This window comes from Candidatus Hadarchaeales archaeon (assembly GCA_038736355.1).
Lineage (GTDB): Archaea > Hadarchaeota > Hadarchaeia > Hadarchaeales > WYZ-LMO6 > WYZ-LMO6.
On record JAVYML010000001.1, the window covers coordinates 292,070 to 318,572 of the forward strand.

Annotated in this window: 26 protein-coding genes; 18 read left to right on the forward strand and 8 right to left on the reverse strand. The window is 48.9% G+C overall.

The window, feature by feature from the left end:
• The 3 genes from QXG22_01300 to QXG22_01310 are packed head-to-tail and all read right to left on the reverse strand — an operon-like array spanning position 1 to position 2,672.
• Positions 1 to 363, reverse strand: a complete 363-nt coding sequence (locus tag QXG22_01300; protein ID MEM0358636.1) for a PRC-barrel domain-containing protein — start codon at positions 361 to 363, stop codon at positions 1 to 3.
• 45 nt (positions 364 to 408) lie between these two features.
• Entirely contained in the window at positions 409 to 1,848 is a 1,440-nt protein-coding gene (gene gltA / locus QXG22_01305; protein ID MEM0358637.1) for an NADPH-dependent glutamate synthase, read from the reverse strand.
• On the reverse strand, positions 1,845 to 2,672 hold the full coding sequence (locus QXG22_01310; protein MEM0358638.1) for a sulfide/dihydroorotate dehydrogenase-like FAD/NAD-binding protein: 828 nt from the start codon (positions 2,670 to 2,672) through the stop codon (positions 1,845 to 1,847). Before QXG22_01310 ends, gltA begins: the two co-directional genes overlap by 4 nt.
• A 125-nt stretch (positions 2,673 to 2,797) precedes the next feature.
• Between QXG22_01310 and QXG22_01315 the strand changes: the two genes are divergently transcribed.
• On the forward strand, positions 2,798 to 3,460 hold the full coding sequence (locus QXG22_01315) for a hypothetical protein (protein ID MEM0358639.1): 663 nt from the start codon (positions 2,798 to 2,800) through the stop codon (positions 3,458 to 3,460).
• Here the strand turns inward: QXG22_01315 and QXG22_01320 are convergent, their stop codons facing one another.
• Genes QXG22_01320 through nuoE form a run of 3 tightly spaced genes read right to left on the reverse strand, consistent with a single transcriptional unit; the run spans position 3,461 to position 6,490 of the window.
• Positions 3,461 to 4,057, reverse strand: coding sequence for a 2Fe-2S iron-sulfur cluster-binding protein (locus QXG22_01320; protein MEM0358640.1), 597 nt, complete (start codon positions 4,055 to 4,057; stop codon positions 3,461 to 3,463).
• Positions 4,054 to 5,973, reverse strand: coding sequence for an NADH-ubiquinone oxidoreductase-F iron-sulfur binding region domain-containing protein (locus QXG22_01325; protein ID MEM0358641.1), 1,920 nt, complete (start codon positions 5,971 to 5,973; stop codon positions 4,054 to 4,056). The genes QXG22_01320 and QXG22_01325 overlap by 4 nt, the downstream gene beginning before the upstream one ends.
• Positions 5,966 to 6,490, reverse strand: coding sequence for an NADH-quinone oxidoreductase subunit NuoE (gene nuoE / locus QXG22_01330; GenBank protein ID MEM0358642.1), 525 nt, complete (start codon positions 6,488 to 6,490; stop codon positions 5,966 to 5,968). Before nuoE ends, QXG22_01325 begins: the two co-directional genes overlap by 8 nt.
• A gap of 94 nt (positions 6,491 to 6,584) precedes the next feature.
• Here nuoE and QXG22_01335 point away from each other — a divergent pair, with 94 nt between their 5' ends.
• The 3 genes from QXG22_01335 to QXG22_01345 are packed head-to-tail and all read left to right on the forward strand — an operon-like array spanning position 6,585 to position 9,716.
• On the forward strand, positions 6,585 to 7,241 hold the full coding sequence (locus QXG22_01335) for a metallophosphoesterase (GenBank protein MEM0358643.1): 657 nt from the start codon (positions 6,585 to 6,587) through the stop codon (positions 7,239 to 7,241).
• A 12-nt stretch (positions 7,242 to 7,253) separates the two neighbouring features.
• Complete coding sequence (gene metG / locus QXG22_01340; GenBank protein MEM0358644.1) at positions 7,254 to 9,077, forward strand: methionine--tRNA ligase; 1,824 nt, start codon at positions 7,254 to 7,256, stop codon at positions 9,075 to 9,077.
• Positions 9,078 to 9,089: 12 nt separating this feature from the next.
• Positions 9,090 to 9,716, forward strand: a complete 627-nt coding sequence (locus tag QXG22_01345) for a PHP domain-containing protein (GenBank protein MEM0358645.1) — start codon at positions 9,090 to 9,092, stop codon at positions 9,714 to 9,716.
• Here the strand turns inward: QXG22_01345 and QXG22_01350 are convergent.
• Positions 9,708 to 10,805, reverse strand: coding sequence for an ATP-binding protein (locus QXG22_01350; GenBank protein ID MEM0358646.1), 1,098 nt, complete (start codon positions 10,803 to 10,805; stop codon positions 9,708 to 9,710). The two genes, QXG22_01345 and QXG22_01350, sit on opposite strands and share 9 nt — an antisense overlap.
• 151 nt (positions 10,806 to 10,956) lie before the next feature.
• Positions 10,957 to 11,151, reverse strand: a complete 195-nt coding sequence (locus tag QXG22_01355; GenBank protein ID MEM0358647.1) for a hypothetical protein — start codon at positions 11,149 to 11,151, stop codon at positions 10,957 to 10,959.
• 743 nt (positions 11,152 to 11,894) lie between these two features.
• On the opposite strand from QXG22_01355, the gene QXG22_01360 reads away from it, so the two are divergent.
• The 14 genes from QXG22_01360 to QXG22_01425 all read left to right on the forward strand — a co-directional run bounded on the left by QXG22_01360 (position 11,895) and on the right by QXG22_01425 (position 26,451).
• The gene (locus QXG22_01360; GenBank protein ID MEM0358648.1) at positions 11,895 to 13,025 is read left to right on the forward strand and encodes a glycosyltransferase family 4 protein; all 1,131 of its coding nucleotides are present in this window, start codon (positions 11,895 to 11,897) and stop codon (positions 13,023 to 13,025) included.
• Between the two features lie 8 nt (positions 13,026 to 13,033).
• Entirely contained in the window at positions 13,034 to 13,999 is a 966-nt protein-coding gene (locus QXG22_01365; protein ID MEM0358649.1) for a glycosyltransferase, read from the forward strand.
• On the forward strand, positions 13,969 to 14,850 hold the full coding sequence (locus tag QXG22_01370) for a glycosyltransferase (GenBank protein ID MEM0358650.1): 882 nt from the start codon (positions 13,969 to 13,971) through the stop codon (positions 14,848 to 14,850). The genes QXG22_01365 and QXG22_01370 overlap by 31 nt, the downstream gene beginning before the upstream one ends.
• 26 nt (positions 14,851 to 14,876) lie before the next feature.
• Entirely contained in the window at positions 14,877 to 15,923 is a 1,047-nt protein-coding gene (locus QXG22_01375) for a glycosyltransferase family 4 protein (protein MEM0358651.1), read from the forward strand.
• Positions 15,872 to 17,140, forward strand: coding sequence for a CDP-glycerol glycerophosphotransferase family protein (locus QXG22_01380; protein MEM0358652.1), 1,269 nt, complete (start codon positions 15,872 to 15,874; stop codon positions 17,138 to 17,140). Before QXG22_01375 ends, QXG22_01380 begins: the two co-directional genes overlap by 52 nt.
• Positions 17,141 to 17,143: 3 nt before the next feature.
• A complete protein-coding gene (locus QXG22_01385; protein MEM0358653.1) occupies positions 17,144 to 18,160 on the forward strand; it encodes a glycosyltransferase family 4 protein in 1,017 nt (338 codons plus the stop codon).
• 251 nt (positions 18,161 to 18,411) lie between these two features.
• A complete protein-coding gene (locus tag QXG22_01390; protein MEM0358654.1) occupies positions 18,412 to 19,176 on the forward strand; it encodes a hypothetical protein in 765 nt (254 codons plus the stop codon).
• A gap of 7 nt (positions 19,177 to 19,183) precedes the next feature.
• Positions 19,184 to 20,188 carry a Gfo/Idh/MocA family oxidoreductase gene (locus QXG22_01395; GenBank protein MEM0358655.1) on the forward strand — a complete coding sequence of 335 codons (1,005 nt, stop codon included), beginning with the start codon at positions 19,184 to 19,186 and terminating at the stop codon, positions 20,186 to 20,188.
• Positions 20,188 to 21,501 (forward strand): aminotransferase class III-fold pyridoxal phosphate-dependent enzyme, encoded by a 1,314-nt coding sequence (locus tag QXG22_01400; GenBank protein MEM0358656.1) that lies wholly within the window; start codon positions 20,188 to 20,190, stop codon positions 21,499 to 21,501. The genes QXG22_01395 and QXG22_01400 overlap by 1 nt, the downstream gene beginning before the upstream one ends.
• Before the next feature lie 9 nt (positions 21,502 to 21,510).
• Positions 21,511 to 22,560 carry an N-acetylneuraminate synthase gene (gene neuB / locus QXG22_01405; protein MEM0358657.1) on the forward strand — a complete coding sequence of 350 codons (1,050 nt, stop codon included), beginning with the start codon at positions 21,511 to 21,513 and terminating at the stop codon, positions 22,558 to 22,560.
• Between the two features lies 1 nt (position 22,561).
• Positions 22,562 to 23,719 (forward strand): UDP-N-acetylglucosamine 2-epimerase, encoded by a 1,158-nt coding sequence (gene neuC, locus QXG22_01410; protein ID MEM0358658.1) that lies wholly within the window; start codon positions 22,562 to 22,564, stop codon positions 23,717 to 23,719.
• 8 nt (positions 23,720 to 23,727) lie between these two features.
• Positions 23,728 to 24,126 carry an acyltransferase gene (locus QXG22_01415; protein MEM0358659.1) on the forward strand — a complete coding sequence of 133 codons (399 nt, stop codon included), beginning with the start codon at positions 23,728 to 23,730 and terminating at the stop codon, positions 24,124 to 24,126.
• A 124-nt stretch (positions 24,127 to 24,250) separates the two neighbouring features.
• On the forward strand, positions 24,251 to 25,420 hold the full coding sequence (locus QXG22_01420) for a DegT/DnrJ/EryC1/StrS family aminotransferase (protein MEM0358660.1): 1,170 nt from the start codon (positions 24,251 to 24,253) through the stop codon (positions 25,418 to 25,420).
• Positions 25,417 to 26,451, forward strand: coding sequence for a UDP-N-acetylglucosamine 4,6-dehydratase family protein (locus tag QXG22_01425; protein MEM0358661.1), 1,035 nt, complete (start codon positions 25,417 to 25,419; stop codon positions 26,449 to 26,451). The genes QXG22_01420 and QXG22_01425 overlap by 4 nt, the downstream gene beginning before the upstream one ends.
• Positions 26,452 to 26,503 lie beyond the last annotated feature (52 nt).

Sequence of the window (26,503 nt, forward strand, 5' to 3'; positions counted from 1 at the left end):
CTAGGTCTTTCCCGAAGTTCCCGTCGGGCTCGTCCCTGAAGGGGTAGGAGCAGTGGATGGGGTGGGAGTGGCTTCCACAGGTACTCCAGTTTGGGCGACCTTCATGTGGTGGATGGCCAGAACCCTTTCGTTCACCACGATGAGTTCCTTGATCGCTATCACGGAACTGTAGGAAATCATTGGGAGACCCCTATCATCCTTGGGGAGATTATCGAGGAGTCCTTTCTCCGCTGGTTTCACCACTATGGAGAGGATGGCACCCGTGTTTTCATCCATGATCAAGTCAGAGAGTTTACCCAGGTGAAGCCCCCTATCCGTCACGACGGTCATACCGCGCAACTTACTCGCTAGGATCTGCCCCAAACTTTCACCTTTTTTGCTCTCTTTTGCGGATTTAAAAAGATGTCCTCAGGCGTTGACCGGTTTCCAGTCAGAGGGCCAGGGTTTCCCACTCAGGTACTCGTGGATGGAAGCCGCCGCCCTCTTCCCAGCCCCCATCGCCAAGATCACCGTGGCCTCACCCGTGGTGATGTCTCCTCCCGCCCAAACTCCCTCGAGTGAAGTCCTTCCCTCTTCATCCACGAGAATGGTTCCCCATTTGCTTGTTTTCAGGTCTGGGGTAGTGGTGGGTATTAGGGGATTGGGACTCTGTCCTATAGCCACCACCACCGTATCCACCTGAAGCCTGAACTCCGATCCGGGGATTTCCACGGGTCTCCTCCTTCCCGACTCGTCTGGCTCTCCCAACTGCATCCTCACGCACTCCATTTCTTTCACCCATCCCTTCTCGTCTCCTATGTACCTCTTGGGTAGGGTAAGGAGCAGGAACTTCACCCCTTCCTCCTCCGCCCTTTGTATCTCCTCCTTTCTGGCAGGCATTTCGGCTCTGGACCTACGATAAACGATGTAAGATTCCTCCGCTCCCAACCTGAGGGCGGTCCTGGCGCAATCCATGGCCACGTTTCCCCCTCCTATGGTAGCTACCCTTTTCCCCACCTTGATGGGGGTATCATACTCTGGGAAGAGATAGGCCTTCATGAGGTTGGTGCGGGTGAGGAACTCGTTGGCAGAATAGATTCCGTTGAGATTCTCCCCCGGGATTCTCATGAAATTGGGAAGGCCCGCGCCCGTACCGATGAACACCGCATCGTATTCCTGCCTGAGCTCCTCCAAAGTGATGGTCTTTCCCACCACCACATCCAGCTTTATTTCCACCCCAAGGCTCTTCACATACTCCACCTCCGCGAATACTATTTCCTTGGGCAACCTGAACTCGGGGATTCCGTACATCAACACACCGCCGGGGGCATGGAGGGCCTCGAAAATGGTAACGGCATGACCTTTTTTCGCAAGTTCTGCTGCCGCCGTCAATCCGGCGGGTCCAGAACCGACCACGGCCACCTTCTTACCAGTGGGAAGGGGTTTGGGCGGTATCTTGAAACCTCTAGCCCTCTCCCAGTCCGCTAGGAACCTTTCCACCCTCCCTATTCCCACCGGCTCATACTTTTTCCCCAGAGTGCATGCTCCCTCGCACTGATTTTCGTAAGGACAAACCCTCCCACAGATGGCTGGAAGGGCGTTTTTTTCCTTGATGAGGGCAATGGCTTCCTCGAACCTCCCTTCCTTGGTGAGGGAAAGAAAACCGGGGATGTTTATTTCCACCGGACATCCTTCTACACAGGGAGGAACCTTTTTTCCCTTGGGTGGCTTGCACTGCAAGCATCTGGCAGCTTCCAGCTTCACCGTTTCAGGATCTTGCCCGAGTGGAACTTCTCTGAAGTTCCTTATCCTCTCCTTCGGATCCTGTTCGGGCATGGGGTATTTCTTGGGAACGATCTTGCTGCTCATGATCTCCTCCTCAACTCTTCCAGTGCCCTCCTTTCCTCCTCAAGGTACCTGCGGTTCCTAGCCGCTAGGAGATCGAAGTCCACCTGATGGGCATCGAACTCGGGGCCGTCCACACAAGCGAACTTGGTCTTTCCCCCTACCTCCACCCTGCAGCATCCACACATCCCAGTACCATCCACCATGATGGGGTTGAGACTGGCCACCGTCTTTATTCCATGGGGTCTGGTCACCTCCGCCACGGCCTTCATCATGGGTACGGGACCAACCGCCAAAACCAAATCCAGCTTCTTCCCCCCCTCTATCAACTTGCGCAGAGCATCACTCACAAACCCCTTCTGTCCGTAAGAACCGTCATCGGTAGTAACGTAAAGCTCGTCACTGAACTTCCGTATTTCCTCCTCGAAGATCAGAAGTTCCCTCGTCCTAGCACCAATGATGGAGATCACGTAATTACCTGCCTCTTTGAAGGCCCTAACCTCCGGATATACACAGGCTATGCCTACTCCTCCACCCACGCACGCTACCGTCCCATACTTCTTTATCTCCGCCGGTTTTCCCAAAGGACCCACCACATCCATGAGGTAATCTCCATTTCTGAGGGAAAGCAACCTCTTCGTAGTAGCACCTGCTTCGAGCGCCACCAAAGTAATGGTCCCCTTTTCCTGCGACCAGTCGTTGAGGGTGAGGGGAATGCGCTCCCCCTTTTCATCTATCCTTATGATCACGAACTGCCCCGGTCTGGCCTTTCTGGCGATAAGAGGTGCCTCGATTTCAAATTTCGCCACGGTGGGACAGATGAACTCTTTCGAGAGGATTTTAAACATCGGCAAAACTCTGTTGGGTCTTCCTATATAAATCAAGCGATTTTTTTCTCTTCTTTGGGAAAAAAGGTTTTCCAAGTAAATACAGGTATAAGAAAACTTTTTCCCCTTCTCACGAGAGAAGAAAGATGTCGCTGGAAGCTCCCAAGAAAGAAATTCTAAAAACCTTAAGGAATACCCATCCCCGCTACCTAGACTTCGAACAGCTGGCCGCGTGCCTGCGTCTGGAGGAGTCCAAGCTTGAGGAAGAGCTAAGGGAATTACGTTTGAGAGGCTTTATCGAAGGAGAAAACAAAAAAGTACGCATTACCTCCCTGGGAATAAACGAATTAGCCGAGGAAGAGAGAAAGGAGCTAATGTACGAGTTGAGGAGAATAACTGAAACAAAAAAAGAACTAGAGGAGAAGGAAGGTTTTCTTAGGTACAAGTTCTGGGGATGGGCCTTGGAAAATCTGGACAAGGTAAGAGGAGAATTGAAAGACCCAAGGTTTTACGCGAGGTATCGACTCCTCCTGAAAGCCATGGAACTCTACATAGGAATGGAAAGTGCAGAAGAAGGAAAACGTTCGGTGGAAGAGCTCCTACAATCTTTCAACGAACTGACTGAGGAACTTAAAGAACTCTCAGAAAGCCGGAAGCTAGGGGATTTTCCCAAAATCGTTTCCCTCTCCCCCGGAAAGGAACCTAGGACATACGGAATCTACATGTGGAAGACCAACGGACCCCTGCTTGATCTAATGCGTTTCTGGCTGAACAAAATCATGACTTTCTTACTGTCGGAGCTGAAATGACTAGGGGGGAGAGAAAGGCGGATTGGGTCCAAAGGAAGTGATTCTGCCGGTGGGACAAACCCTGTAGCAATAGGAACATGTCTTACAGGCCTCTTCCTTCCCAGGCATCAACGCTACCCTTCTCCCCACTCCCCTGCCCACGAAGTCTATAGCATTATCCCATTGGGCTTCGATACAGCGCCTCACGCAGAGGCCGCAGAGGATACACTTACTGGGCTCCACCAATCCCAAGGAAACGAAGCGTGAGAGGTTCGCTCCGTACTGGAAGGCCAAAGCCCTCACTTCTCCACCCACATCCTCTCCCGCGGTGATGGCTGCCAGCTCCAAGATGGTCTTTCTCACCCTCTCGATCTTAGGGGTCCTAGTCCTTACCTTCAGACCTTCCTCCACGGGATAACAACAAGAAGCTACGGTCCTGGATCTCCCTCCCCTTTCTATTTCCACCACGCAAATCCTACAGACTCCATAGGGTTCCATCTCCTCGTGATAACATAGGGTAGGAATTTCTATTCCCGCCTCCTTCGCAGCTTGGAGTATCGTCATTCCTTCCTTCGCCCTCACAACCTTCCCATCGATTTCCAGTGTGACCTCCTTCACTTTCTCACCTCCTTCTTCGCCTTTATTCCGTAAGTGGCTGGGGGAGCCACCGGTGGAGAAAGCTTCTCTACCGCTCCGAAAGGACAAACGGCATAACATATTCCACACTTGATACATTTCTCCTGCTCGATCACGTGCACCATCTCCCTCTCGCCCTGAATAGCCCCAGTGGGGCAGTTCTTGAAACATACCAAGCATCCCTGGCACTTGTCGGGGTTTATGAAGTAAGCCGTCAAAGCTTTACAAACCTTCGCAGGACATCTTCCCTTCAGATGGGCCTCGTACTCCTCCCCGAAGTACCTCATGGTCGTGAGGACGGGATTCACGGCCGTGGTGCCCAAGGCACAGAGGGAGGCTTCGGCCATGGCTTCGCATATCTCTTCTATGGTCTTCAGATCCTCCTCCTTCCCCTTACCCAAGCAGAGGTCCGTGAGGATCCTGTCCAGCACCCTCAGTCCCTCCCTGCACGGAATGCACTTCCCACAGGATTCCTCCAGGAGGAAGTGGATGAAGAACCTGGCCACATCCACCATGCAGGTATCCTCGTCCATGACGATCATCCCACCCGAGCCCATCATGGAACCCAGCTTCGTGAGCTCATCGAAGTCCACGGGGGTATCCAAATACTGCTCCGGTATAACCCCCCCGGAGGGGCCACCCGTCTGGACGGCCTTGAACCTCTTCCCTCCCTTTATCCCTCCCCCTATCTCGAAGATGATCTTCCTCAGGGTTATGCCCATGGGTACCTCCACCAATCCCGTGTTGTTGACCTTCCCCACGAGGCTGAAGATCTTGGTGCCAGGAGAACCCTCCGTCCCTATCTTCCTGAACCATTCCGCCCCGTTGAGGATGATGAGGGGGACGTTGGCCCAGGTCTCCACGTTGTTCAGGCAGGAGGGCTTGTCGTGGATCCCCTTCACGGCCGTGTGGATGTACTTGGGCCTGGGTTCGCCCACCCTCCCCTCTATGGCCGTCATGAGGGCACTCGATTCCCCGGAGACGAAGGCCCCGGCTCCACGGTGGACTTCCACCTCGAAGTCGAAACCCGAACCCAGGATGTCCTCACCCAGCAGGCCGCACTCCCTGGCCTGCTCTATGGCTATACCTATGTTCTCCACGGCCAGGGGATATTCCTCCCTCACGTAGATGAAGCCCTGATGGGAGCCTATGGCATAGGCCCCTATGATCAATCCCTCCAGGACGGAGTGGGGATTCCCCTCCATGAGGGAGCGGTCCATGAAGGCTCCGGGATCCCCCTCATCGCAGTTCACGATCACGTACTTGGGCTCCCCCGGGGCCTTCCTGGTGGTCTCCCACTTCCTCCCCGTGGGGAAGCCCCCTCCCCCCCTCCCCCTCAGGCCGGAGCGCTTGACTTCCTCCAGGACCTGTTCGGGGGTGAGCTCGAAGAGGGCCTTGGCCAGGGCCCTGTATCCCCCCTCGGCTATGTAATCCTCTATCCTGGTGGGATCGATCCTACCGTTGAGGGAGAGGAGGAGCTTTTGCTGGTGGCGGTAGAAGGGGAGGTCGGAGGCCTTCCTGATCCTCTGTCCCGTGACGGGATCCTGATAGAGGAGGCGGTCTACCACCTTCCCCTTTTCCACACCCTCCACCAGCTCGGGAACGTCCTCGCTCCTTACCCCCACGTAAAAGGTCTCGTCCGGATAAACCGTGACCACGGGCTCCTTCTCACAGAAACCGTTACATCCCGTTCTGACGATCCTTCCTGCCAGTCCCCTTCCCTCCACCTCTTCCTCCAGCCTCTTGGCCACTTCCTCGCTTCCAGCCGCCAGGCCACAGGCCGACCTCACGTTTACCGTGAAGAGCAGCGCGGAGGGATCCCTTTCCCTCCTCAGTCTTTCCCTCCACCTTTCCAATTCCTCGGGACCCCTCAGGCGCTCCCTCATTCCCTCACCCATAGCTCCCCAAGATTTTCTCCAGTTGGGGAAGCTTCAAACGTCCAAAATACTGGTCGTCCACCATCATCACCGGACCCATCGCGCAACACCCCAAGCAATTCACGGTCTCCAAGGTAAACTTTCCATCCGCCGTGACCTGCCCCGGTTCCACTCCCAGTAGCTGACGGAGCCTCTCGAGGATGGCCGGAGAACCCCTGATCTGACAGGCCGTTCCCATACACACCCTCAGCAAATGCCTCCCCCTGGGAACCAGGGAAAAGGCCTTGTAAAAGGTGGCTACCTGATAGATCCTCGAGAGGGGAACCCCCAACTTCCTGCTCACCTCCTTGAGGGTCTCCGGAGAGAGCCATCCCTTCTCCCTCTGCAGGGAGAGGAGCACCTGGATGAGCTTTTCCGGATGTTCGGGTCCACGGAAGAAGGAGGAAACACCCGTAACCTTCTGCCCACACCTGGAACAGGTGGAGAGCCAGCCCCTATCCTCCCATTCGTTGCCACATTCCACGCATCTGTACCTCATAAATCAATCATTCAAACTTCCCCTTCATTTAACCTTACCGGAGGAGGAAGCACAACGGATTTAACCTTTCTTTCCGGTTTGATTTGGTATCCGCATGCGCTTGATGGCAGTGGCTGACTTCCACGGGAAACCGGAAAGCAAGGCCTACCTCTCCAAGTGTGTGGAGAGGAAGGACCTGGATGCCCTCGTGATCATGGGAGATCTCACCCAGTTCGGCCCCGTCAGTGCCGGGGAAGAGGTACTGGAACCCGTGAAGGACCTGAAGATCCCCGTTCTCTGCGTACCTGGGAACTGCGATCCCAAGACCATGGTGGAGGTGCTGGAGAAGTGGGGCATCAACCTCCATGGGAAGAGGTTGAGGTTAGGGGAATGGACCTTCCTCGGCTTGGGAGGCTCCAACATCACCCCCTTCAACACCCCCTTCGAGTTCACGGAAAACGAGATCTGGGAGGCCCTCACCTCCCTCCTCCTGCCGGAAGACAGGAAGGTGGTGCTCATCACCCATACACCCCCCTTCAACTCCTCCTCCGACCTCTGCAGGGGGGGAGCCCACGCGGGAAGCAAAAGCGTGAGGAGATTCATAGAGGAGAAAAACCCCATCCTCAACCTCTGCGCCCACATCCACGAAGCCAGGGGAATCGAGAGGATAGGAAGAACCCTCGTGGTCAACCCAGGACCCCTCTTCGAGGGTTATGCGGCCCAAGTGGTGCTGGAGGGAGAAGAGGCGAGGGCGGAACTCCTCAAGCTCTGAACGGGGAAAGAGATGAAGTTCTTCATCACCACGGCGATAGACTATCCCACTTCCTCCCCCCACCTGGGACATGCCTACGAAAAGATCTGTGCGGATGCGATCGCCAGGTTCTGGAGGTTGAGGGGAGCGAAGGTCCATTTCAGCACGGGAACGGACGAACACGGCCTCAAAATCCAGCGCACGGCAGAAAGGGAAGGGAAGACCCCCCAAGAACTGGTGGACGAGAGGTCCTCGGAATTCAGGAGGATGTGCGAGGAACTGGGCATCTCCTACGACGACTTCATCAGGACCACCGAGGAAAGACATCTGAAGGTGGTGGAGGAACTGGTGAGGAAGCTACAGGAGAAGGGTGAAATCTACAGGGGGAGATACGAGGGCTTTTACTGTACGGAATGCGAGACCTACTATTCCCAGGAGGAGCTGGTGGAAGGGAAGTGCCCCGTGCATGGGATAAAAACGGAGTGGGTGAGCGAGGAGGGATACTTCTTCAAGATGGGGAAATACAGGGAAAGGATCTTGGAACACCTGAAGAACCATCCGGAGTTCCTCGAACCGGAGGGAAGGAGGAACGAAATCCTGAGGAGGCTGGAGGAACCTCTGAGGGACCTCTGCATCTCCCGCTCTGGCTTCAGCTGGGGGATTCCCCTTCCCGGACTGGAGGGATACATCCTCTACGTATGGGTGGATGCCCTCATGAACTACCTCACGACGGCTGGCTATCCAGGTAAGACCTTCGAGGAGCGCTGGCCCCCAGATCTCCACCTCATAGGGAAGGACATAAGCTGGCATCATTCGGTGATCTGGACTTCCCTCCTCCTCGCGCTGGATCTTCCCCTCCCCAAGAAGATCTTCGTACACGGCTTCATCACCTACAAGGGGGAAAAGCTGAGCAAGAGCAGGGGGGTGACGCTCGATCCCCTCCACTTCGCACGCACCTATTCCCCGGATGCCCTGAGATACTTCCTGCTGCGCGAGGTCTCCTTCGGACAGGACGGTTCCTTTTCGGAGGAGGCCCTGAGGACAAGGCTGAAGGAGGAACTCGTGGGGAATCTGGGTAACTTCGTACACAGGGTGCTCACCTTCACTTGGAACCACTTCGACGGAAAGGTGCCGGAGGGGAAGGTGGATCCCTCCCTGGAAAGGGAGGTGGCCTCCTGCGCCGAGGAAACCGGGAGGCTGATGGAAGGGTTGAGGCTCCACCAGGCACTGGAGAGGGTGATGTTGCTGGCCAAGACAGGGAACGAGTACTTCCAGGGAAAAAGGCCCTGGGAAGCCATAAAGGTGAGGAGGGGGGAGGCTGCCGACTGCCTCTTCAACTCCCTCAACCTGGTGAAGTGCCTTTCCATCCTGCTCTTCCCCTTCCTGCCCTTCACCTCCCAGAAGATGGCCCACATGCTCGGGGTGGAGGTGAAGGAATGGAAGCAGGCCTACACCTTCGACCTGAAGCCCGGACACCCCATCAGAAAACCGGAAATCCTCTTCAGGGTGGTGGAGGCGGAACCTGCCGGGAGTACCCTCAAGGCGGAGGAGTTCGAGAAGGTGGACCTGAGGGTGGCGGAGGTGGTGAGGGCGGAAAGGGTTCAGGGATCGGAGAAGATGGTGAGGCTGGAGCTCAGACTTCCGGAGGGAAACCGGACGGTGATGGCGGGGATAGGGAAGAGTTACTCGCCGGAGGAGCTGGTGGGGAAGAGGGTGGTGCTGGTGGCCAACCTCGAAAGGAAAAAGATCATGGGGGTGGAGTCGGAGGGGATGATCCTGGCAGCGGGAGAGAGGGAAGAAGAGCTCTCCCTCATCGTTCCAGAGAGACCCGTAAAACCGGGAACGAAGGTGAGGTAGACGCGGCTGGACCTGCACGTCCACACCTCCCACTCCTACGACGGTCGCTGCTCCCTCAGGCTCCTTTCCAAGCTGTTGAAAAAGAAGGGGCTGAACGGCTTTGCCTTCACGGACCACGATAACCTCGAAGCCCTGAAGGAGCTGCGCCTCCTCTCCCCCCCCAAAGACTTCCTGATCATTCCAGGGATAGAGGTGACGAGCAGGCACGGCCATATCCTGGGACTGGGGGTGAGGGAGGCCGTGCCACCCCATTTGGAAGCGGAGGAGACCGTGGAGCTCATAAGGGAACAGGGGGGAATAGCCGTGGCAGCCCATCCCTTCTGGCTCAACGGAAGACCGGGAGCGGTTTTCCATGCCCGCTTCGATGCCGTGGAGGTTTTCAACTCCAGATCCTACTTCCTCTCCAATCCCCTGGCCCGCAGGTACGCGGAGAGGAAGGGACTACCCATGACGGGGGGCTCGGACGGACACAGCGAGGAGGAGGTGGGGCTGGCCTATACGGAAGTGGGGGAGGTGAAAGGGGTGGAGGGAGTGCTGGAGGAGATCGAAAGGGGAAGGACCCTTGTCGGGGGAAGGAACTTCCCCTTCCTCAAGTACCTTGCCGGGGCCGTTAAGAAGGTGGTAGGGGGATCAGGGTAGGCCCCTCCTGATCCACTCCCTGAAGAAAACATCGAGGATTTTTCCTCTCTCCACCAGACCCCTCTTTTCTAGGAGCTCCAGTCCCTTCCTGACGTGGGCGGGGGATCTCAATCCGTACTTGGAGATGAACTCCTGGGAGTAGGGACCCACTTCCTCCTTCGCCAGACCCTCCAGAAGCCTGCGTTGCAGGGGGGTGAGGTTCTCCCAGATCCCGAAGTAGTGGATCCTCTCGTGGAGGATCACGTTCTCCACGGCCTTCTCCACCGCGGCCTCATCGTCCACCCTTTTCGAGAGAAACCAGAGTTCGTAGCAGAGCTGCTGGGTAAAGGAGGGATGACCATCCGTGAGGTCAAGGATGTGGGCTATCGCGGCCCCGCTTATTCTCCCCCCCGTCCTTCTGAAGCCCTCCTCTATGTATTTCGCGAACTCCTCCCTGGGTATGGGTCCGAGCTCCATGGGCTCCCCGAACCTGTAAAAGGCCCGGCGCTCCTCGCTGAAGATCTCGTCCAGAAGGTGCCTCCTGCTTCCCGTGAAGAGGTAGGTGACCCTTCGGTGGTGCTGGAACCTCGACCTCATCAACTTTTCCATGGCCTCGCCATCCAGGTTTCTTATCTCCTGGAACTCGTCGAACGCTATCACCATCCGCAGGCCCTTTTCTTCCGCCACCTTCTCGGGCAGGTCGAGCACCTGCGCGAGATCCTCCTCGGTGGGGGTCCTCAGGAGCTCAAACCTCACCTCCCCTCCGGGGGTCAAAACCATGTCCACCCTCAGTCCCCTGAGGAAGTCCTGCAGTCCCTTCCTCATCCTCTCGAAGGTACCATAAACCTTCTTCGCCACCTTCCCCACCAGCTCCCTCGCCAGGGCCTCCCTGCTCTGGATCCCGAAGAGGTCGATGAGGATGGAAGTGTATTTTCCCTCCGTTCTCCTGAAAAATTCCTCCACCAGGGAGGTCTTCCCCATCCCCCTCGAGGAGTACAGGATAACGCTCCTCCCCGCCTCCACATGTGCCTCCAACTCCGCGAGTTCCCTTTCCCTGTCTATGAAGTGCTCCCCGCTCACCACCTTCCCGTAGAGGAAGGGATTTTTCATACCTTTCAGTATACCTTTTGGTATAATACCTTTATTTATACCTTTTAGTTAAATTCCACAACTGTTTTGTTCAAAAAATTTGGATGAAAAGCGGGGGGCAACCTTGGGGGGAAGGTTGCCCCCCGGGCTGGCAAAGGTGGGGGGGTGATCGTTACTTCTTCTTCGCGTATTCCATCAAGCCGCGGAAACCCCCTATGTTGGCCATCACCCAATCGTGGACCATCTTCCTCACGACTTCGCTCCGGTTGGTCCCGTAACCCGCGGTGATGAGGTCATCGATGATCCTGAGGTAAAGACCATCCAGGAACACCCTCACTTCCCCCTTCTTCTCTCCTCCATCTACCATCCAGCTCAAATCCAGCTATACTCCAGAAATATAAAAAGGTATCGGCGGCGATCAAAATATCAAGGGCTGGGAAAAAATGGGGGGGGAACGCTTGAGAAATAGGAGAACCTGAGATCCTCACTGATTCCTTTTCCAAACTCCTAAGAAAGGAGCTCGCAAGCGTCTTGACGGGAAGAACCCTGTCGCTTGAGGTCCTCCCGTTGATTTGGCGGAGTTCCTACAGTTCAAAGGGCTAGAAGTAAAAGAAGAAAGCGACCTTCTGGTCAGGAAAAAGATTCTGAACCTTCGCGAGTACCTAGAATTCGGCGGTTTTCTATAGGTTGTCCTCACGAGGCTCAAGGATGTAAAGAGGATCCTCAAGGAACTCTTCAATGAAATACATCAATAACATAGCAGGGAAGCACAGGGTGAGGTAGACGACCTCAAGGTACTGGCGGTCCTGACAGTGGAAAACTTCTCTCGGAGAGGCCAGAGAAAAAACTAAGCAAGCTCGCCAACCACGCAGGAGCCATCTTGGTATGCAAGAGGGCTTGCGTACCGTGTAATAAAAAAAATCCGGCCTCACAAGAAATCGGCTCCACAGTAGTGAAAAAAATTGAAGTTTCTCAGTAAGATTTTGCTGATATCTCCGGACTTTTTGAATTCAGACCTTCAGTCTTAACGGTTAGATTCGTAGACTGGTATAAAAAACTTATGAGCACCTTAAAGTGAAATAAGTTCTAGAATGCAGTCTGGTGTGTAGAATGAGGATAGGAATTATCACAGAATTCTTTCCAAAAAGTCCGGATGTCGAAGTAAGGGGAGGGGTTGAGGCAAGAGCCTTTCACGTAGCAAGAGAAATCGCAAAGAGCGAGGAAGTAACAGTTTTCACAACCAGAGAGATTGGAGATCAAAAAGAAAGTAAATTTTTGGGAATTAGAGTCGTCAGACTTGGAAAGGAAAGAAAATATTCCCAGAAGGAAAGTCTTGTGGAAAGACTCAGCTTTATCGTTGATGGCATAAAAACGAAGGAAGAACTGGATATCGTTGATGGATACTGTTTTATCGCATATCCCATCGCTTGGCAGATTTCCAAGAAACTGAAGATTCCAGCCGTTGCAACATACCATGATGTATGGTTGGGAAGATGGATCAAAAACATTGGGGTAATCGGCGTCGCTGGAGAATTTCTCGAAAGTTTCGTATTGAGCAGGAAGTGGAACCGATTCATCGCAGTAAGCCAGTTTACCAAAAGGATGCTTATTAGACATGGTATTTGTGAGGAAAAAATAGAAGTAATACCGAATGGTGTGGATGTTAAGAAGATCCGCAAGTTAGAGGCAAAAAAAGAGAAATACCCAACAATCTGCTGCATATCGAGATTGGTGGAGTACAAGCATGTGGACGATATCTTGAGAGCGATCGCGGAGGTCAAAAAGGAGTTACCGGATGTCAAATGTAAGATTGTTGGAACTGGACCTGAAGAAGAGAAACTGAGGAAACTCGCTACCAAGCTAGGAATAGAGAAAAATGTAGACTTTCTCGGATTTTTAAAAACTCATGAAAAAGTAATGGAAGTTTTGAAATCTTCACATGTTTTTTGCTTAGCGAGCACGGTGGAGGGGTTTGGGATCGTGCTGCTCGAGGCGATGGCGGCAGGGGTTCCATTCGTTGCGACGAAAATCGAACCTCTACTCGAAGCCTCCGGAGGGAAAGGAGGTCTGTTTTTCGGCCCAGGGGATATCAGGGACATGACGAGAAAGATTTTGGCGGTTTTGACGGATAATAACCTGAGAAAGAAGCTTGTAGAGGAAGGAGAAAAATGGGTGGAGAACTTCAGATGGGAAAAGATTGGAAAGAGAGTCCTGGAAGTTTACCGCGACCTGACGAAGTAAGCGCGGTGATGACTGTTTACAACAATGCAGACCAGCTTGCGAAGTTTTTCGAATCTTTTCTCGAGCAAACGTATCCAGTCAGAGAGATAGAATTCGTGATCGTGGATGCGGGGAGCACGGATGGAACCGTCGAGGTCGCAAAAAAATATTCTGAAAAACTCCCCAAACTGAAAATCATGGTTGAGCCCAAGTGCAACATAAGCAGGGGAAGAAATCTAGGAATAAGAGAGACGAATGGGAGATACATTTTAACTTTTAATTCTGATGCCAGACTCGAAAAGAACTGTGTGGAGGAACTCCTGAAGGTTCTGATGGAGCATCCGGAAGCCGGGGGTGTGGCCGGCATGCAGGTTTTCCCAGAAAGCCAAAACTTCGTGGCAAAATGTGTTTATTTTATACCTGGCATGGCCCAGGTCAGTCTGGTCACAACGCCAACGCTAAAAGAGAGAGATATCGTAGAAACCCATTCGATCCCTTGCGAATGTGGAGTGTGGAGAAGAGAAGCTCTGCCCGAAGGGCTGTTTGACGAAAAAATTCAGTGGGGTGAGGATTCGGAATTTCATTTCAGGATGATGAAATCTGGGTGGAAAATCTACGGAACGAGGAGGGCGAGATTTGAGCACTTTTACAAGAACAGCGCGCGGAAGTTCTGGAGGCAGCAAGTTGCGTACGGTTATGGTGCTGGTCTGATGTTCCGACTTGGGAAAGAGATAGGATGGGGGTTCCGGTGGAAAAAGTATGTTGCGCTATTTTTACCCTTTGCCGTCGTGGCTTGGGCGGTTCTCACAGCTTTCTGGCCTATTCTTGGGCTCCTGCTTTTCATTCTCGGAATCTCCCCTCTTCTTTTAATATCAGTTAAAGCTGCGGTGGCTGGCGGACCGAAGTTTTTCCCTGGAGTGTTTTCTCTTTTAATCGTGAAATATTTTGCGAACGAGGTGGGATTTTGGAAAGCTCTGTTAAGACGTTCTCCGTGATCATTCCCACTTATAGAAGACCGGTTGAGCTAGACAGGCTCCTCACGGATCTGGAGAAACAGAAATTTAAGAAACTCAGGGAAAGAGTTGAGGTAATCATCGTGACCGAGAATCCGGACGAGGATGTTCTTAACATTATAAATAGCCACGAAGAAAAGGGCATTCTAGATATTGTCAAAATAATCTTCGATAGGAAGTTGGGATTACCGGGAGCGAGAAACAGGGGAATAGAAAAAGCCAGGGGAGAGTTCTTGATTTTCCTTGACGACGACGTAAGAATTGATGAAAACTTTCTAAAGGAATGTGAAAGATACTCCGAACTGAAAAATTTCTGCTTCAGGATAGAGGGAGCGAAATCCCATCTGCTGGACAGAATTTTTGTGGGAAAGATGATTTTCCCTTTAGGTTTGGTTTTCGCCGGGTTTGGAAAAAAGCTGGACAAAATCGTTGAAATATCGCATCTTCCAGGAGCTTGCTTCATCGTGCGGAGGAGTTCTGGATTGATATTTGACGAAAAACTAGGGGAGGGAAACGCGTACCTTGAGGATTGTGATTTCTCTTTTAGACTTAGAAAGCTTGGGGAGAAACTTTACTATGTTCCATTTTACTCGATCAAACACATGCCACCGGAAAGTGGCGGATGTAGGGAACCGGATTACAGAAGATGGCTTAGGTATTATTGGAGTCACAAGAGCTATTTCATACGCAAGAATGGAAGTAGCGCTTGCCTGATCGCGGCGTTTTTTGTGGCATTTCTGGAGTGCTTTTATCTCTCTGTGAGCAAAGGGAAAAACTTTTTCAAGGAGTTATTCCGTGGTTGGAGGGAAGGAATCCTTGGAAAACTAGAATAAACTTCTGTCTCCAAGTGGTTGTGAGGATGAAAAGCGATTTGAAAGTATTCATTTGGCAGGGGGGATGGCTGGGAGGAGCGGAAAGAGTGATGCTTGGACTTGCGGAGACATTTAAGAGTCATGCCCGAATAGAGCCTGTTTTAGGGGTTTTTGAAAAAAACGAAAACATCGATTTTAAACAGGTTTGCGTGAACAGAATTTTTCCGGAAAAGGCGGTTGGATATAACACGATTTGGGCCTCGTTTTATCTGAATAGAAAAGGTATTCTTGATGATTTTGATATCGTTATAGCCCATGGGGGCGGAATGTGGAAAACTAGGAAAAACTTCTACGTTTGTCATGAAGCAGGGGATCTAGATGCTTTAGCAAAAAACCTGCCCCTATTCTCCAAGCTCACATTTTTTCCTCTGAAAGAGCTTTACATTTGTTTTATCAAAAAATCTGATCTAATCATATCAGCCACAAGAGAATGTGACAGATTTTTAGAAAGGCATGGTGTGAGGGATTACGTAAAGGGGCGCAATTTTGTGGATACCAAATTTTTCAGACCAAATGGAAAAAAACCAGGCGGAGCTTTTAAGATTCTTTTCGTCGGAAGGAATGAACCTAGAAAAAACCTTGGGGCTCTGAAAGAAGTCTGCAGAAAACTTCGTGGAGTTGAGCTCAACATAATCGGAGCGGTAGGAGAAAATGAGGGGGATGTTAGATATCTAGGTTATGTGAGTGATGAGGAGCTCGCTGAATGGTACAGAAGATCTCATCTTTTTGTTCTGCCATCTTTCTGGGAGGGCTTTTCTGTTTCAATTCTCGAGGCGATGGCGAGCGGGACCCCTGTCCTAGCTAGCGTATATGCCATTCCGGAAGAATTGAAGAAATTTGCTATTACTTTTGATCCATACTCAAAAAACGAGCTTTCCAAAAAGATTCAATGGATAATGGAGAACTATAAAGATGTGACAAGGATTGCCAAGAAAGCGAGAAATTTCGTCGTCAAAAACTATGAGAAAGAGATGGTTTTGAGATGGGAGGTAGAAACGATTCTCGAAAGATTCAGAAGGAGGAAAAGAAGATGAACTACAAAGTTCTCTTCATTCCTGGAAATGTCTACCACGTTAGAATGTTTTCCAAAGTTGCGAAGAAGCTGAAAGGAGATGTACTTGCGATAAGTTTGGAAGGATACGGCGAAAAGGGTAGAGCTGGGATAGAGCGAGCACTTCAAGAAAACGGAATTCGATTTAAACGGGTTCAAGATTATCGAAAGAAGGATCCGGAGTTTATCCTACGAGAGGAGAAACCCGACGTTGTGGTTGTTTTAAACGATATCGACCCAGGTTGTCTCTATTTCGTCAGAGGAGCTAACAGACTGGGAATACCAACGCTTCTCATAGCTGAAGGGATAGTTGTGGACACTCCGCATAGAAGCTTAGGACCAAGTTATTTCATAAATATCATCAAAAATGTTTTGTTCTCTGGAAATATTGCTCATTCCATAAAACTTCTCGTTAGAAGAACTTCCAGCATATTGTCCGGAAATCCTGAACCAGGATATGATAGGTATGGTGCTGAGTGTATGAAAATTGCTGTCTGGGGCGAATATTCAAAGAAATTTTTTGAAAGTAGAGGCATACCGTCGGAAAAGATTGTAATCACGGGAAATCCACTGATGGACGATATTTTTAGATTAAAACCGAAGGCCGATAAAATAAAAAAGCAATTGGGTTTACCAGCTGGGGCTAAACTCATTGTGTACGCTTCTTGTAATCCTATTGATATTCAGTATTGGACGGAAGAGGAGACAGCTCATCTAGTGAGACTTTTAAACAAGATAGTGCTAAACATGAAGAACTGCTTTTTGCTTATCAGACCTCATCCAACTGAACCGAACGAAAGATATCTGCGCTTTTTACAAGGAGAGGATACAAGCAAAACATTCGTGAGCAAAAAGGAGAATCTTTACGATTTGTTGGCTTCTTGTGATCTCTTGATAACTGAGGGCTCAGTAGTGGGGAGCGAGGCCGCTGCAATGGGAAAACCCGTAATAATCGTCAATTTAACCGGTAAACCCTACCTAAACAGATATTACCCCAAATTGTTAGCTGACGAGGGAGTAGCCATTGAGGTTCTAAAAGAATATGAACTCGACAACTTAATCAAGCGGCTTCTGAAAAGCAAAGACCTTGCGAAAAATCGCTGGAAATTTATAAGAAAGTATTTCTATAAGTTGGATGAGATGTCTTCTCAGCGGGTGGCTAGTTTAATAGAAAAACTTGCCAGAGGGCGGGGCGGATAGCTTATGAGATTTTTATTCCTAAATCCTGATTTTCCTTATAAGCAAAACGACCAAATAATAATCACGGGCGGATTACAAGCACACGGTTTTTTTATAGCGAGAGAACTCGTCAAAAGAGGACACGAGGTAACTGCTATAGCTTTTTTACCACAAGGCAGAACGGAGGTAATTGATGGAATTAGGGTTTGTAGAGTTGGGAACTGGACTACCGAACACAGTGTGTTTAAGAAGACATTTAATTTTGGAAAAAACTTGATGGAGCTTTTAAGAGCTGGAATGTTTATAGCCGAGGAATATAAACCAGACTTCATCTACAGTTGGTCAAGTGAAGGCTTTATTATTTCTCCCGTGATAAGTAAACTGTATAAAATCCCGTTTATTGCAAGCATCCATGGTATCGGCGGGTTGAATGTGTTGTTTTACGGTTTCTTTTTGAACAAGGGAGCATATGCCTGCCCCACGTCTCTAGGGGAGCTAGTGCTCGCGACACTTGGTACACTTGGTAGTAGGATGGCAGATCTGGTTGAAACGATCTCTACAGAAAGTAAAAAACTTATCATAGATTTCGTCGGAATTGATGCCAGAAAGATCTTTGTGACTGGCAATGGTGTGAATATTGAAGATTACGAATATTCTGAAGACAAGGAAAACCTAATCGTTGTTCTGGGCAGACTTACTCGCGTTAAACGAGTTGACAGGGCAATAGAGATCTTTAGAAGGGTAAAAGAGAAAGTGAAGGATGCGAAACTGTGCATTATAGGTGATGGTCCGGAAAAGGAACTACTGATGCGTATGACAAAAAACGAATCTGATATTATTTTTACCGGCATAATACCAGAGAAAGAAAAAATTTCTCTTCTGAAGAGAGCAAAAATCTATCTTTCGTCCTCTTCTCATGAAAGTTTGAACATTCCACTTTTAGAAGCTTGGGCATGCGGAGCTTATCCAGTAGTTCCCCACATCCCTGCTTTTGTGAATATTGTTGGTCCTTATGGATTCGTTTACAAAGAAGAAAGTTAGAGCAATTACGCATATGCTAATTCAAGAAAATGAGAGAAAAAAATGTACATACGCCGCAAGGAAGTTTGTAGAAGAAAACTATGATTTTGAAAAAATAGCAGATAAATTTATCTCAGCAGTTGCTAGTCGGGATAGTAAAAGATAGAGAATTTTAACTTTTAGCGAAGGCCGATAAAATAAAAAAAGCAATTGCATATGTTTATTCAAAAAATAGAGAAAAAGCATAAATCGGTGCAAGTGTAATTTGAACGATGAAAACTGCGGTGTTGATTCCGGTAAGAATAAAATCGACTAGGTTGCCCAGAAAACCCTTAAAAATTATAAAAGGAAAAAGAGCGATTGAACACCTTATCGAACGGGTAAAAACAGCCAAGCTTCCAGATCTAATAATTCTCTGCACCACAATTCGTTCGGAGGACTTGATTTTGGAAAAAATAGCCAAAACTTATAAAATAGAATGTTTCAGAGGAAGCGAAAAAGACATTATAAACCGGCTCTTTCATGCAGCTCTAAAATATAACGTGGACTTCATAGTTAACGTGGATGGAGACGACATTTTGTGTGATCCAGAACTTGTCGATCAAACAATACGGGTCTTCAGAAGGAGTAAGGCTGATGTTATCAGATGGGAGAACCTTCCTTTGGGGGCAGCTCCCTTTGGAATCAAAACAGAGGCGATAAAAAAAGTTTTATCAATTAAAGCTACAAATAACACAGAAACTGGATGGGTGAGATATTTCACTGATACAGGATTGTTTAAAGTGAAGAAAATGACCCCAAGTGATGAGAGACTCAAGAGGCCGGACATAAGAATTACTCTTGATTACCCAGAAGATCTTAAATTTTTCAGAAAGATCTTTGAAAAACTCTATAAACCTGGAAAGATAATTTCTTTGAAGGATGTAATTCAACTTTTAGAAAAAGAACCACAGCTCTTGGAGATAAATAAAAATGTCAGAGAAATTTATTGGAAAAGATATATTCGTAATTCAAAAATAAAAATAAAAATAGAATAGAGATACCATGAAATTCCTAATAGTTGGTCTGGGTTCAATGGGCAAACGGAGGATTCGTAATTTGATGCGTTTGGAAGCAGGCGAGATAATTGGTTTTGATGTTTTAGAAGATAGGCGAAAAGAAGCTAATGGAAAATATGGGATAAAAAGCTTTAGCGAGTTCGAGGAGGCAATGAGGGAAAATCCTGATGTACTTATCATCTCTACTCCTCCCGATTTACACATGAAATATGCAATAATGGCCGCTCAGGAGAATAAACACTTCTTCACCGAGGCTAGCGTGGTAGACGACGGCATGGAGAAGCTCATTCACCTGTTGAAAGACAAAAAGATAGTTGCAGCACCATCTTGCACTATGAGGTTTCACCCTGCAGTCAGAAAAATAAAGGAACTGGTGGATCGGGGAGCTGTTGGAAAACCTCTTTCGTTTACATATCATTCCGGTCAGTATCTTCCCGACTGGCACCCATGGGAAGATTACAGGAAGTTTTACGTTGCGAGGAGGGAAACCGGAGCAGCGAGAGAGATAGTTTCGTTTGAGCTGGTCTGGCTCGTTTGGGTTTTTGGAGATGTAAGAGCAATATCGTGTTTCAAGGGAAAGATCTCGAGACTGGATGTTGATATAGATGACGTTTATCAGCTTCTGCTCAAATTCAAGAGTGGTCTTCTTGGACACTTACTCGTGGATGTCGTGGCCAGGTACCCAACTCGTTACTTTAGACTAGTTGGAGAAGAAGGAACGATCGAGTGGAGCAGAGATACTGGTATAGTGAGGCTGTATAGGGCTGATGAAAAGCGCTGGGAGAATTTTTTGGCTGGAGAAGGAATCCCAGAGAAGGGCTATATCACTGGGGAGGATATGTACGTAGAAGAGATGAAGGCCTTCATAAGAGCAATAAAGGGAGAAGCAGCGTATCCATACACCTTCGAGGAGGATTGGAAGATACTAAAGCTGTTGTACGCAGCTGAGAGGAGCTCAGATGAAGGAGTTCATGTGGAGGTGAGTCCATAATGAAGATCAGGAGAGGCCCTCGACTCTGGGAGAAAGCGAAGACCCTCATACCGGGAGGTTCTCAGCTTTTTTCCAAGCGTGCAGAGCTTTTTTTGCCGTCTTTGTGGCCTGCATACTACAAAAAGGCTAAGGGAGATATGATATGGGACTTGGACGGTAACAAATTCATCGACATGTCTTACATGGGGGTCGGTACTTGTGTTCTGGGATATGCTGATCCCGACGTGAATAGGTCCGTGGTTCGAGCAATATCGTTGGGCTCTATGTCCACGCTGAATTGTTTCGAGGAATTGGAGTTAGCCGAACTCCTTTTGAAACTCAACCCATGGGCAGGGATGGTCAGATACGCTAGAACCGGCGGTGAGGCCATGGCGATTGCCGTGAGGATCGCGCGTGCCTTTACCGGAAAAGACAGAGTGGCCTTTTGCGGCTATCACGGATGGTCGGATTGGTATCTCTCCGCGAACCTTGCAAAGGACACCAACCTTGATGGTCACCTTCTTCCTGGATTGCAACCCAAGGGGGTTCCAAGGGCTCTGATGGAAACTGCCCTTCCTTTTAACTATAATAGGATAGAGGAGCTTGAGGGCATCGTTTCGAAGTACAATGACATCGGCACAATAGTCATGGAGCCCGCCAGACATCAGGAGCCCAAGGATGACTTCCTAAAAAGGGTTCGAAAGATTGCAGATGAAATCGGCGCTGTGCTCATTTTCGATGAGATAACTTCAGGCTGGAGGATGAACGTTGGTGGGATTCATCGGCTCTACGGGATTGATCCGGATATAGCCGTTTATGGGAAGGCCATGAGCAACGGCTTTCCGATGGCAGCCGTTGTTGGAAAAAAGGAGGTGATGGATGCCGCCCAAGATAGTTTCATAAGCAGCACATACTGGAGTGAAAGGATCGGTCCTGTAGCAGCTTTAGCAACAATAGAGAAGATGAAGAGGAGAAACGTTCCCCGTCATCTGTGTAAGATAGGGAACTCGGTGAAAAAAGGTTGGAAAAAGATGGCTAGCGAGCACGGGCTTGAGATAAAGATCGTTGGGCTTCCACCTCTGGCCACTTTCTCCTTTGAAGGTGAGGACCCTCAGGCAATGCACACACTCTTCACACAGGAGATGCTGGAGAGGGGATTTTTAGCTTCAAAGAGCCTTTATGCTTCCTACGCCCACACCGAAGAACACGTATCCAAGTATTTGGAATGCGTTGATGAGGTCTTTGGGCTGATAAGAAGGGCAGTAGATAGAGGGGAACTGCGAAAAATGTTGAAGGGTCCGGTAGCCCAGACAGGCTTCAGGCGTCTAGCCTAGGAGGAGATCATGAGGTGCATTAGAATCGGAGAGAGAATGGTGGGAGAAGGGAAGCCGTGTTTTATAATAGCAGAGGCCGGAGTCAATCACAACGGGAAGCTCGGACTGGCAAAGAAGCTCATAGACGCAGCCAAAAAAGCAGGGGCGGATGCGGTGAAGTTTCAAGTCTTTTCGGCAGAGGATTTGGTCACAACAAGGGCCCCTAAGGCGATGTATCAAAAAAGAGCAACTGGGAAAGGCACTCAATACGAGATGCTTAAAGAACTTGAGTTGTCTGAAAGCGAGTTTGAAACTCTGGCAAAATATGCAAAAAAAAAGAGAATAGTCTTCTTGGCTTCAGCCTTCAACGAAGAGAACGTGGATCTCGTCGAGCGTTTGGGCGTCCCCGCATTTAAGGTCCCTTCCGGGGAAATCACAAATTTTCCGCTTTTGAGGCACATAGCGAGGAAGGGCAAACCAATTATCTTGTCTACAGGCATGTCTACGCTGGAGGAGGTGCAGGAGGCCTTGGAGGTGATGAAGAAAGAGGGAGCAGGGGATATAGTCCTGCTCCATTGCGTGAGCAACTATCCCGCAAAAATCGAGGAGGTAAACCTGAGAGCGATAAAGACGTTGAGGTCGGCGTTTGGGGTACCCGTGGGGCTCTCGGACCATACGGTTGGCATAACTATCCCTATAGCTGCCGTAGCGATTGGGGCATCAATTGTAGAAAAGCATTTAACTTTGAGCAAAAAACTCCCAGGACCAGATCACAAGGCCTCTTTGGAGCCGGATGAGTTCAAGAGAATGGTGGTTGGGATAAGAGAGGTTGAAAGGGCGCTTGGGGATGGAGTGAAAAGGCCGACCAAAAGCGAGGAAATAATGAAGAAAATGGTGCGGAAAAGCATAGTTGCCAAAACATCCATCCCAAAAGGTACTATAATCTCACAAGGAATGCTGGAAATAAAAAGACCTGGCACAGGTTTAGAGCCGAAATATATAGATAAGATTGTTGGAAAGAAAGCACGGAAAGACATAGAAGCAGATGAAATTATCACATCAGAAAAAATTGTGTGGTAGCATGAGAAAGATAGCGGTCCTGACCGGTACGCGGGCTGAGTACGGAATTCTCAGACCCCTTCTCCGAGCGATAGAGAATCATCCAAATCTTGACCTTGCGCTTATCGTGACTGGAATGCACCTCTCAGAAGAATTTGGCTATACGATTAAAGAAATAGAAAAGGACGGATTCAAGATTGACGCTAAGATAAAGATTTTACACAAAGAAGATACTGGATCAGCAATGGCAAAATCAATCGGTGAATGTATAAAAAAAATCACTGAGGTCTTGGACCGGATAAAACCTGATTTTTTAGTACTCTTAGGCGATAGAGCCGAAATGCTAGCTGGAGCGGTAGCAGCTTCTTACGCGGGGATTCCAATAGCACATTTACACGGAGGGGAGGTTTCCGGAAGTATAGATGATTCAGTTAGACATGCGATTACCAAATTGGCACACCTTCATTTTCCAGCTACTCGAAAGAGTGCAAAAAGAATAATAAAGATGGGTGAAGAGCCATCCAGAGTTTTTGTGGTGGGAGCCCTAGCTCTTGACACAATATTAAATGAAAAATTGCCAAGTGGAGCTGAGCTTTCTAAAAAATATGGCCTTGATTTGTCAAAACCTATTTTGTTGGTTGTGCAGCATCCCGTAGTTACGGAAGCCGATGAAGCAGCATATCAAATAAAAGAAACGCTCGATGCACTAGTTGAACTAAATCGTCAAACTAATAATCAAACAATTTTAATTTATCCCAACGCGGACGCGGGCGGGCGAAGAATGATTAAGATGATAGAAAAATACAGAAAATATCCCTTTCTAAAGTGCTTCAAGAGCATTCCATTCAATGATTATTTGGGTCTAATGAGCATAGCAAGTGTGATGGTTGGAAACTCGAGCAGTGGCATAATTGAAGCGCCTTCTTTTCATTTACCAGTAGTGAATATTGGAACAAGGCAGGCAGGACGGGAACGATCGGTGAACGTAATAGATGTCAGATACAACAAAAAGGAGATCCTCAGGGCCATAAAAAAAGCTCTATACGATAAAAAGTTCCTAACGAAAGTAAAAAAATGTAAAAATCCATATGGAGACGGAAAAGCAGCTCAGAGAATCGTAAAAGTTCTTGCGAAGATTAAAATCACACCATCTTTATTACAGAAGAGAATCGTTTACTGAGGGTAAATATGGCGAAAAGATTCAAAAACTGGAAACCTCCTGAGTTCGACGAGCGCGGCCTAACAAAATGGAACTGGATGTGTCAGTATCACGAAAATCTGAAGCTCGGAAAGAATACCGACATAGGTGCCTTCACATACATCAACGCAAAGTATGGGGTTGAAATACAGGAAAACGTCCAAATAGGATCCCATTGCTCCATTTATTCCGAATCTACGATCGATAGAAAGAAAGGCAAGGTAACGATAAAGAAGAACGCTAAGATAGGATCCCATACCGTGATCATGCCCGGTGTAACCATAGGCGAAAATGCGATTGTTGCGGCGTGTTCTTTTGTGAACAGGGATATCCCAGACGGCGCTGTGGTGGGAGGAATACCCGCAAAGCCGATAAAAAGATCTTCATGACGAATTTTATCTAGCAAGTCATCCAGTCTCTTAGTCATCAAGTAGAAAAGAATTCTCACCGTTAGAGTTTACATTCTTGAAAGGAAAAAACCTCTTTTATCTCATGCAAAGCTTCAGATTATAAGTGGGCGAGATATTATATAATATGATTACAATGTCTCACAATTGGAAAATTCCGCTGTTCAGGATATACTGGGACGAGGACGACATTCAGACAGTAAACGGTGTTATAAGAAGGGGCATGTACTGGGCGGCCGGGCCGGAGATAGAGAATTTTGAAAATGAGATTTCGAAATACATCGGCACAAGGTACTGCGTGGCTTTTAATTCAGGCACATCGGCGTTGCATGCCGCCCTGTTGGCGCATGGTGTGGGAAAGGGAGATGAGGTGATAGTCCCGTCGTTCACCTTCATAGCGACGGCTAATGCTCCCCTTTTTGTCGGTGCAAAGCCAGTTTTCGCCGATATCGATGAGAAAACCCTCGGGCTTGACCCAGCCGATGTGGAAAGAAAAATCACAAGAAAAACTAGGGCAATCATTCCGATCCACTACGGCGGATGTCCATGCCGGATTAAGGAGCTGAGGGAGATAGCCGATGATCACGGCCTCATCTTGATAGAGGACGCGGCCGAGGCATTCGGCGCTAGGGTGAACAAACAGAAGGTCGGAACCTTCGGTGATTCCGCCTTTTTCAGCTTCTGCCAGAATAAGGTGATAAGCACGGGTGAGGGCGGAGCCGTGGTGACCGACTCAAAAAAAGTATACGAGAGGCTGAAACTCGTGAGATCACACGGCAGGCTTGAGCGCGAGGATTACTTTTCCACACCAGAATCCCCCGAGTACGTGAACCTCGGGTACAACTTCAGGATGTCAAGCATCACCGCTGCGCTCGGCATCTCCCAGCTCCGAAAGGTCGAGAGGTTAATTGATATGAGGAGGAGAGCCGCAAACGCATACGACAGACATCTATCGAGGATAAAGGAGGTGATTTTACCCACCCCTCCCAGCGGATTCTACCATGTGTACCAGCTGTACACGATCAGGGTGAGGGGAGGGAGAAATCTCAGAGATGGTTTAATCGAACACTTGAGCCGAAAGGGCATAATGAGCAAGGTCTTCTTTTACCCCGTCCACTTCACAAAATTTTACAAGCAGAAATTCGCCGTAAGGCTTCCTGTGACGGAGAGTATTTCCAAAGAGGTTCTCTCACTTCCGATGTACCCGGGTATGACCAACGAGGAGATAAGCTATATAGCCGGCGAGTGTCAAGCCTTTTTCAAGGAATCAACATGAGCGACGATTACTTCGAGGGCAAGAGGGTGCTCATAACTGGGGGGGCTGGATCGATAGGGTCCGAAATCGCGAAGGCCCTTCTGAAGAAGAAGGCAAAAGTGGTCCGGATACTTGACATAGATGAGGAAGGCCTGTTTAAATTGTCGCACGAGCTTTTACCCGATGAGAGAGTTAGGTTTCTAGTCGGAGATGTTAGGGAAAAGGAGAGGGTAAAGCGCGCGATGGAGGACATTGATATAGTTTTCCACGCTGCAGCTCTAAAGCATGTTCCCTCATGCGAGTACAACCCCTTTGAGGCAGTGAAGACGAATGTTTTTGGAACCCAAAATGCCTTGGAGGCGGCCATAGATGAGGAAGTTGAGAAGTTCATCACCATCAGCACCGATAAGGCCGTTAACCCGATAAACGTGATGGGGGCAACCAAACTTCTGGCGGAGAGACTAACGATTTCAGCAAATTACTATAAGGGTCCTAGAAAAACGAAATTTTCCTGCGTAAGGTTCGGAAATGTCTTAGGCTCCAGTGGATCAGTAATAGAGGTCTTCATCGAGCAGCTAAAGAAAGGAAAACCTCTCACGATCACTGATCCAAGGATGACTAGATTCGTTATGACAATGCGCCACGCTGTGGAATGTATCTTAAAGGCGACACAAATGGCACAGGGGGGAGAAATTTTCATTTTTAAAATGCCAACTGTAGAGCTAGGAGAACTGGCGGCTGTGATCGCAGAGGAATTATCTCAAAAGCTGGGACTGGAAAAAATAGAAATGAAAATAATCGGAATAAGACCTGGAGAAAAGTTTCATGAGGAACTTATGACTGAAGAAGAATCAGTATGGGCCGAGGAAACTCCTGAAATGTTCATTATAAAACCACTCGTGGAACTTTCTGATGGTATCGTAAGAGAATACAGTTTCTTGAACGAAGAGTATTTTTCCTCGAGAAAAAGACGTCTTGTTTCAAAAGATGCTACTCCACGTCTGACAAAAGAGGAAATAAAGAAACTTCTCCGTGAGTGTATAATTTTGTAATTGGTTTGTATCTTCTAATAACCATTCCTCGCTCCCAAGAGAACTTTTCCTC

What these genes read in the sequence shown, in the direction of transcription:
- gltA (MEM0358637.1), bottom strand. Translation starts at nt 1,848, where the DNA reads ATGAGCAGCAAGATCGTTCCCAAGAAATACCCCATGCCCGAACAGGAT.
- QXG22_01310 (MEM0358638.1), bottom strand. Translation starts at nt 2,672, where the DNA reads ATGTTTAAAATCCTCTCGAAAGAGTTCATCTGTCCCACCGTGGCGAAA.
- QXG22_01315 (MEM0358639.1), top strand. Translation starts at nt 2,798, where the DNA reads ATGTCGCTGGAAGCTCCCAAGAAAGAAATTCTAAAAACCTTAAGGAAT.
- QXG22_01325 (MEM0358641.1), bottom strand. Translation starts at nt 5,973, where the DNA reads ATGGGTGAGGGAATGAGGGAGCGCCTGAGGGGTCCCGAGGAATTGGAA.
- nuoE (MEM0358642.1), bottom strand. Translation starts at nt 6,490, where the DNA reads ATGAGGTACAGATGCGTGGAATGTGGCAACGAATGGGAGGATAGGGGC.
- QXG22_01335 (MEM0358643.1), top strand. Translation starts at nt 6,585, where the DNA reads ATGCGCTTGATGGCAGTGGCTGACTTCCACGGGAAACCGGAAAGCAAG.
- metG (MEM0358644.1), top strand. Translation starts at nt 7,254, where the DNA reads ATGAAGTTCTTCATCACCACGGCGATAGACTATCCCACTTCCTCCCCC.
- QXG22_01350 (MEM0358646.1), bottom strand. Translation starts at nt 10,805, where the DNA reads ATGAAAAATCCCTTCCTCTACGGGAAGGTGGTGAGCGGGGAGCACTTC.
- QXG22_01355 (MEM0358647.1), bottom strand. Translation starts at nt 11,151, where the DNA reads ATGGTAGATGGAGGAGAGAAGAAGGGGGAAGTGAGGGTGTTCCTGGAT.
- QXG22_01360 (MEM0358648.1), top strand. Translation starts at nt 11,895, where the DNA reads ATGAGGATAGGAATTATCACAGAATTCTTTCCAAAAAGTCCGGATGTC.
- QXG22_01365 (MEM0358649.1), top strand. Translation starts at nt 13,034, where the DNA reads ATGACTGTTTACAACAATGCAGACCAGCTTGCGAAGTTTTTCGAATCT.
- QXG22_01375 (MEM0358651.1), top strand. Translation starts at nt 14,877, where the DNA reads ATGAAAAGCGATTTGAAAGTATTCATTTGGCAGGGGGGATGGCTGGGA.
- QXG22_01380 (MEM0358652.1), top strand. Translation starts at nt 15,872, where the DNA reads ATGGGAGGTAGAAACGATTCTCGAAAGATTCAGAAGGAGGAAAAGAAG.
- QXG22_01385 (MEM0358653.1), top strand. Translation starts at nt 17,144, where the DNA reads ATGAGATTTTTATTCCTAAATCCTGATTTTCCTTATAAGCAAAACGAC.
- QXG22_01390 (MEM0358654.1), top strand. Translation starts at nt 18,412, where the DNA reads ATGAAAACTGCGGTGTTGATTCCGGTAAGAATAAAATCGACTAGGTTG.
- QXG22_01395 (MEM0358655.1), top strand. Translation starts at nt 19,184, where the DNA reads ATGAAATTCCTAATAGTTGGTCTGGGTTCAATGGGCAAACGGAGGATT.
- QXG22_01400 (MEM0358656.1), top strand. Translation starts at nt 20,188, where the DNA reads ATGAAGATCAGGAGAGGCCCTCGACTCTGGGAGAAAGCGAAGACCCTC.
- neuB (MEM0358657.1), top strand. Translation starts at nt 21,511, where the DNA reads ATGAGGTGCATTAGAATCGGAGAGAGAATGGTGGGAGAAGGGAAGCCG.
- neuC (MEM0358658.1), top strand. Translation starts at nt 22,562, where the DNA reads ATGAGAAAGATAGCGGTCCTGACCGGTACGCGGGCTGAGTACGGAATT.
- QXG22_01415 (MEM0358659.1), top strand. Translation starts at nt 23,728, where the DNA reads ATGGCGAAAAGATTCAAAAACTGGAAACCTCCTGAGTTCGACGAGCGC.
- QXG22_01425 (MEM0358661.1), top strand. Translation starts at nt 25,417, where the DNA reads ATGAGCGACGATTACTTCGAGGGCAAGAGGGTGCTCATAACTGGGGGG.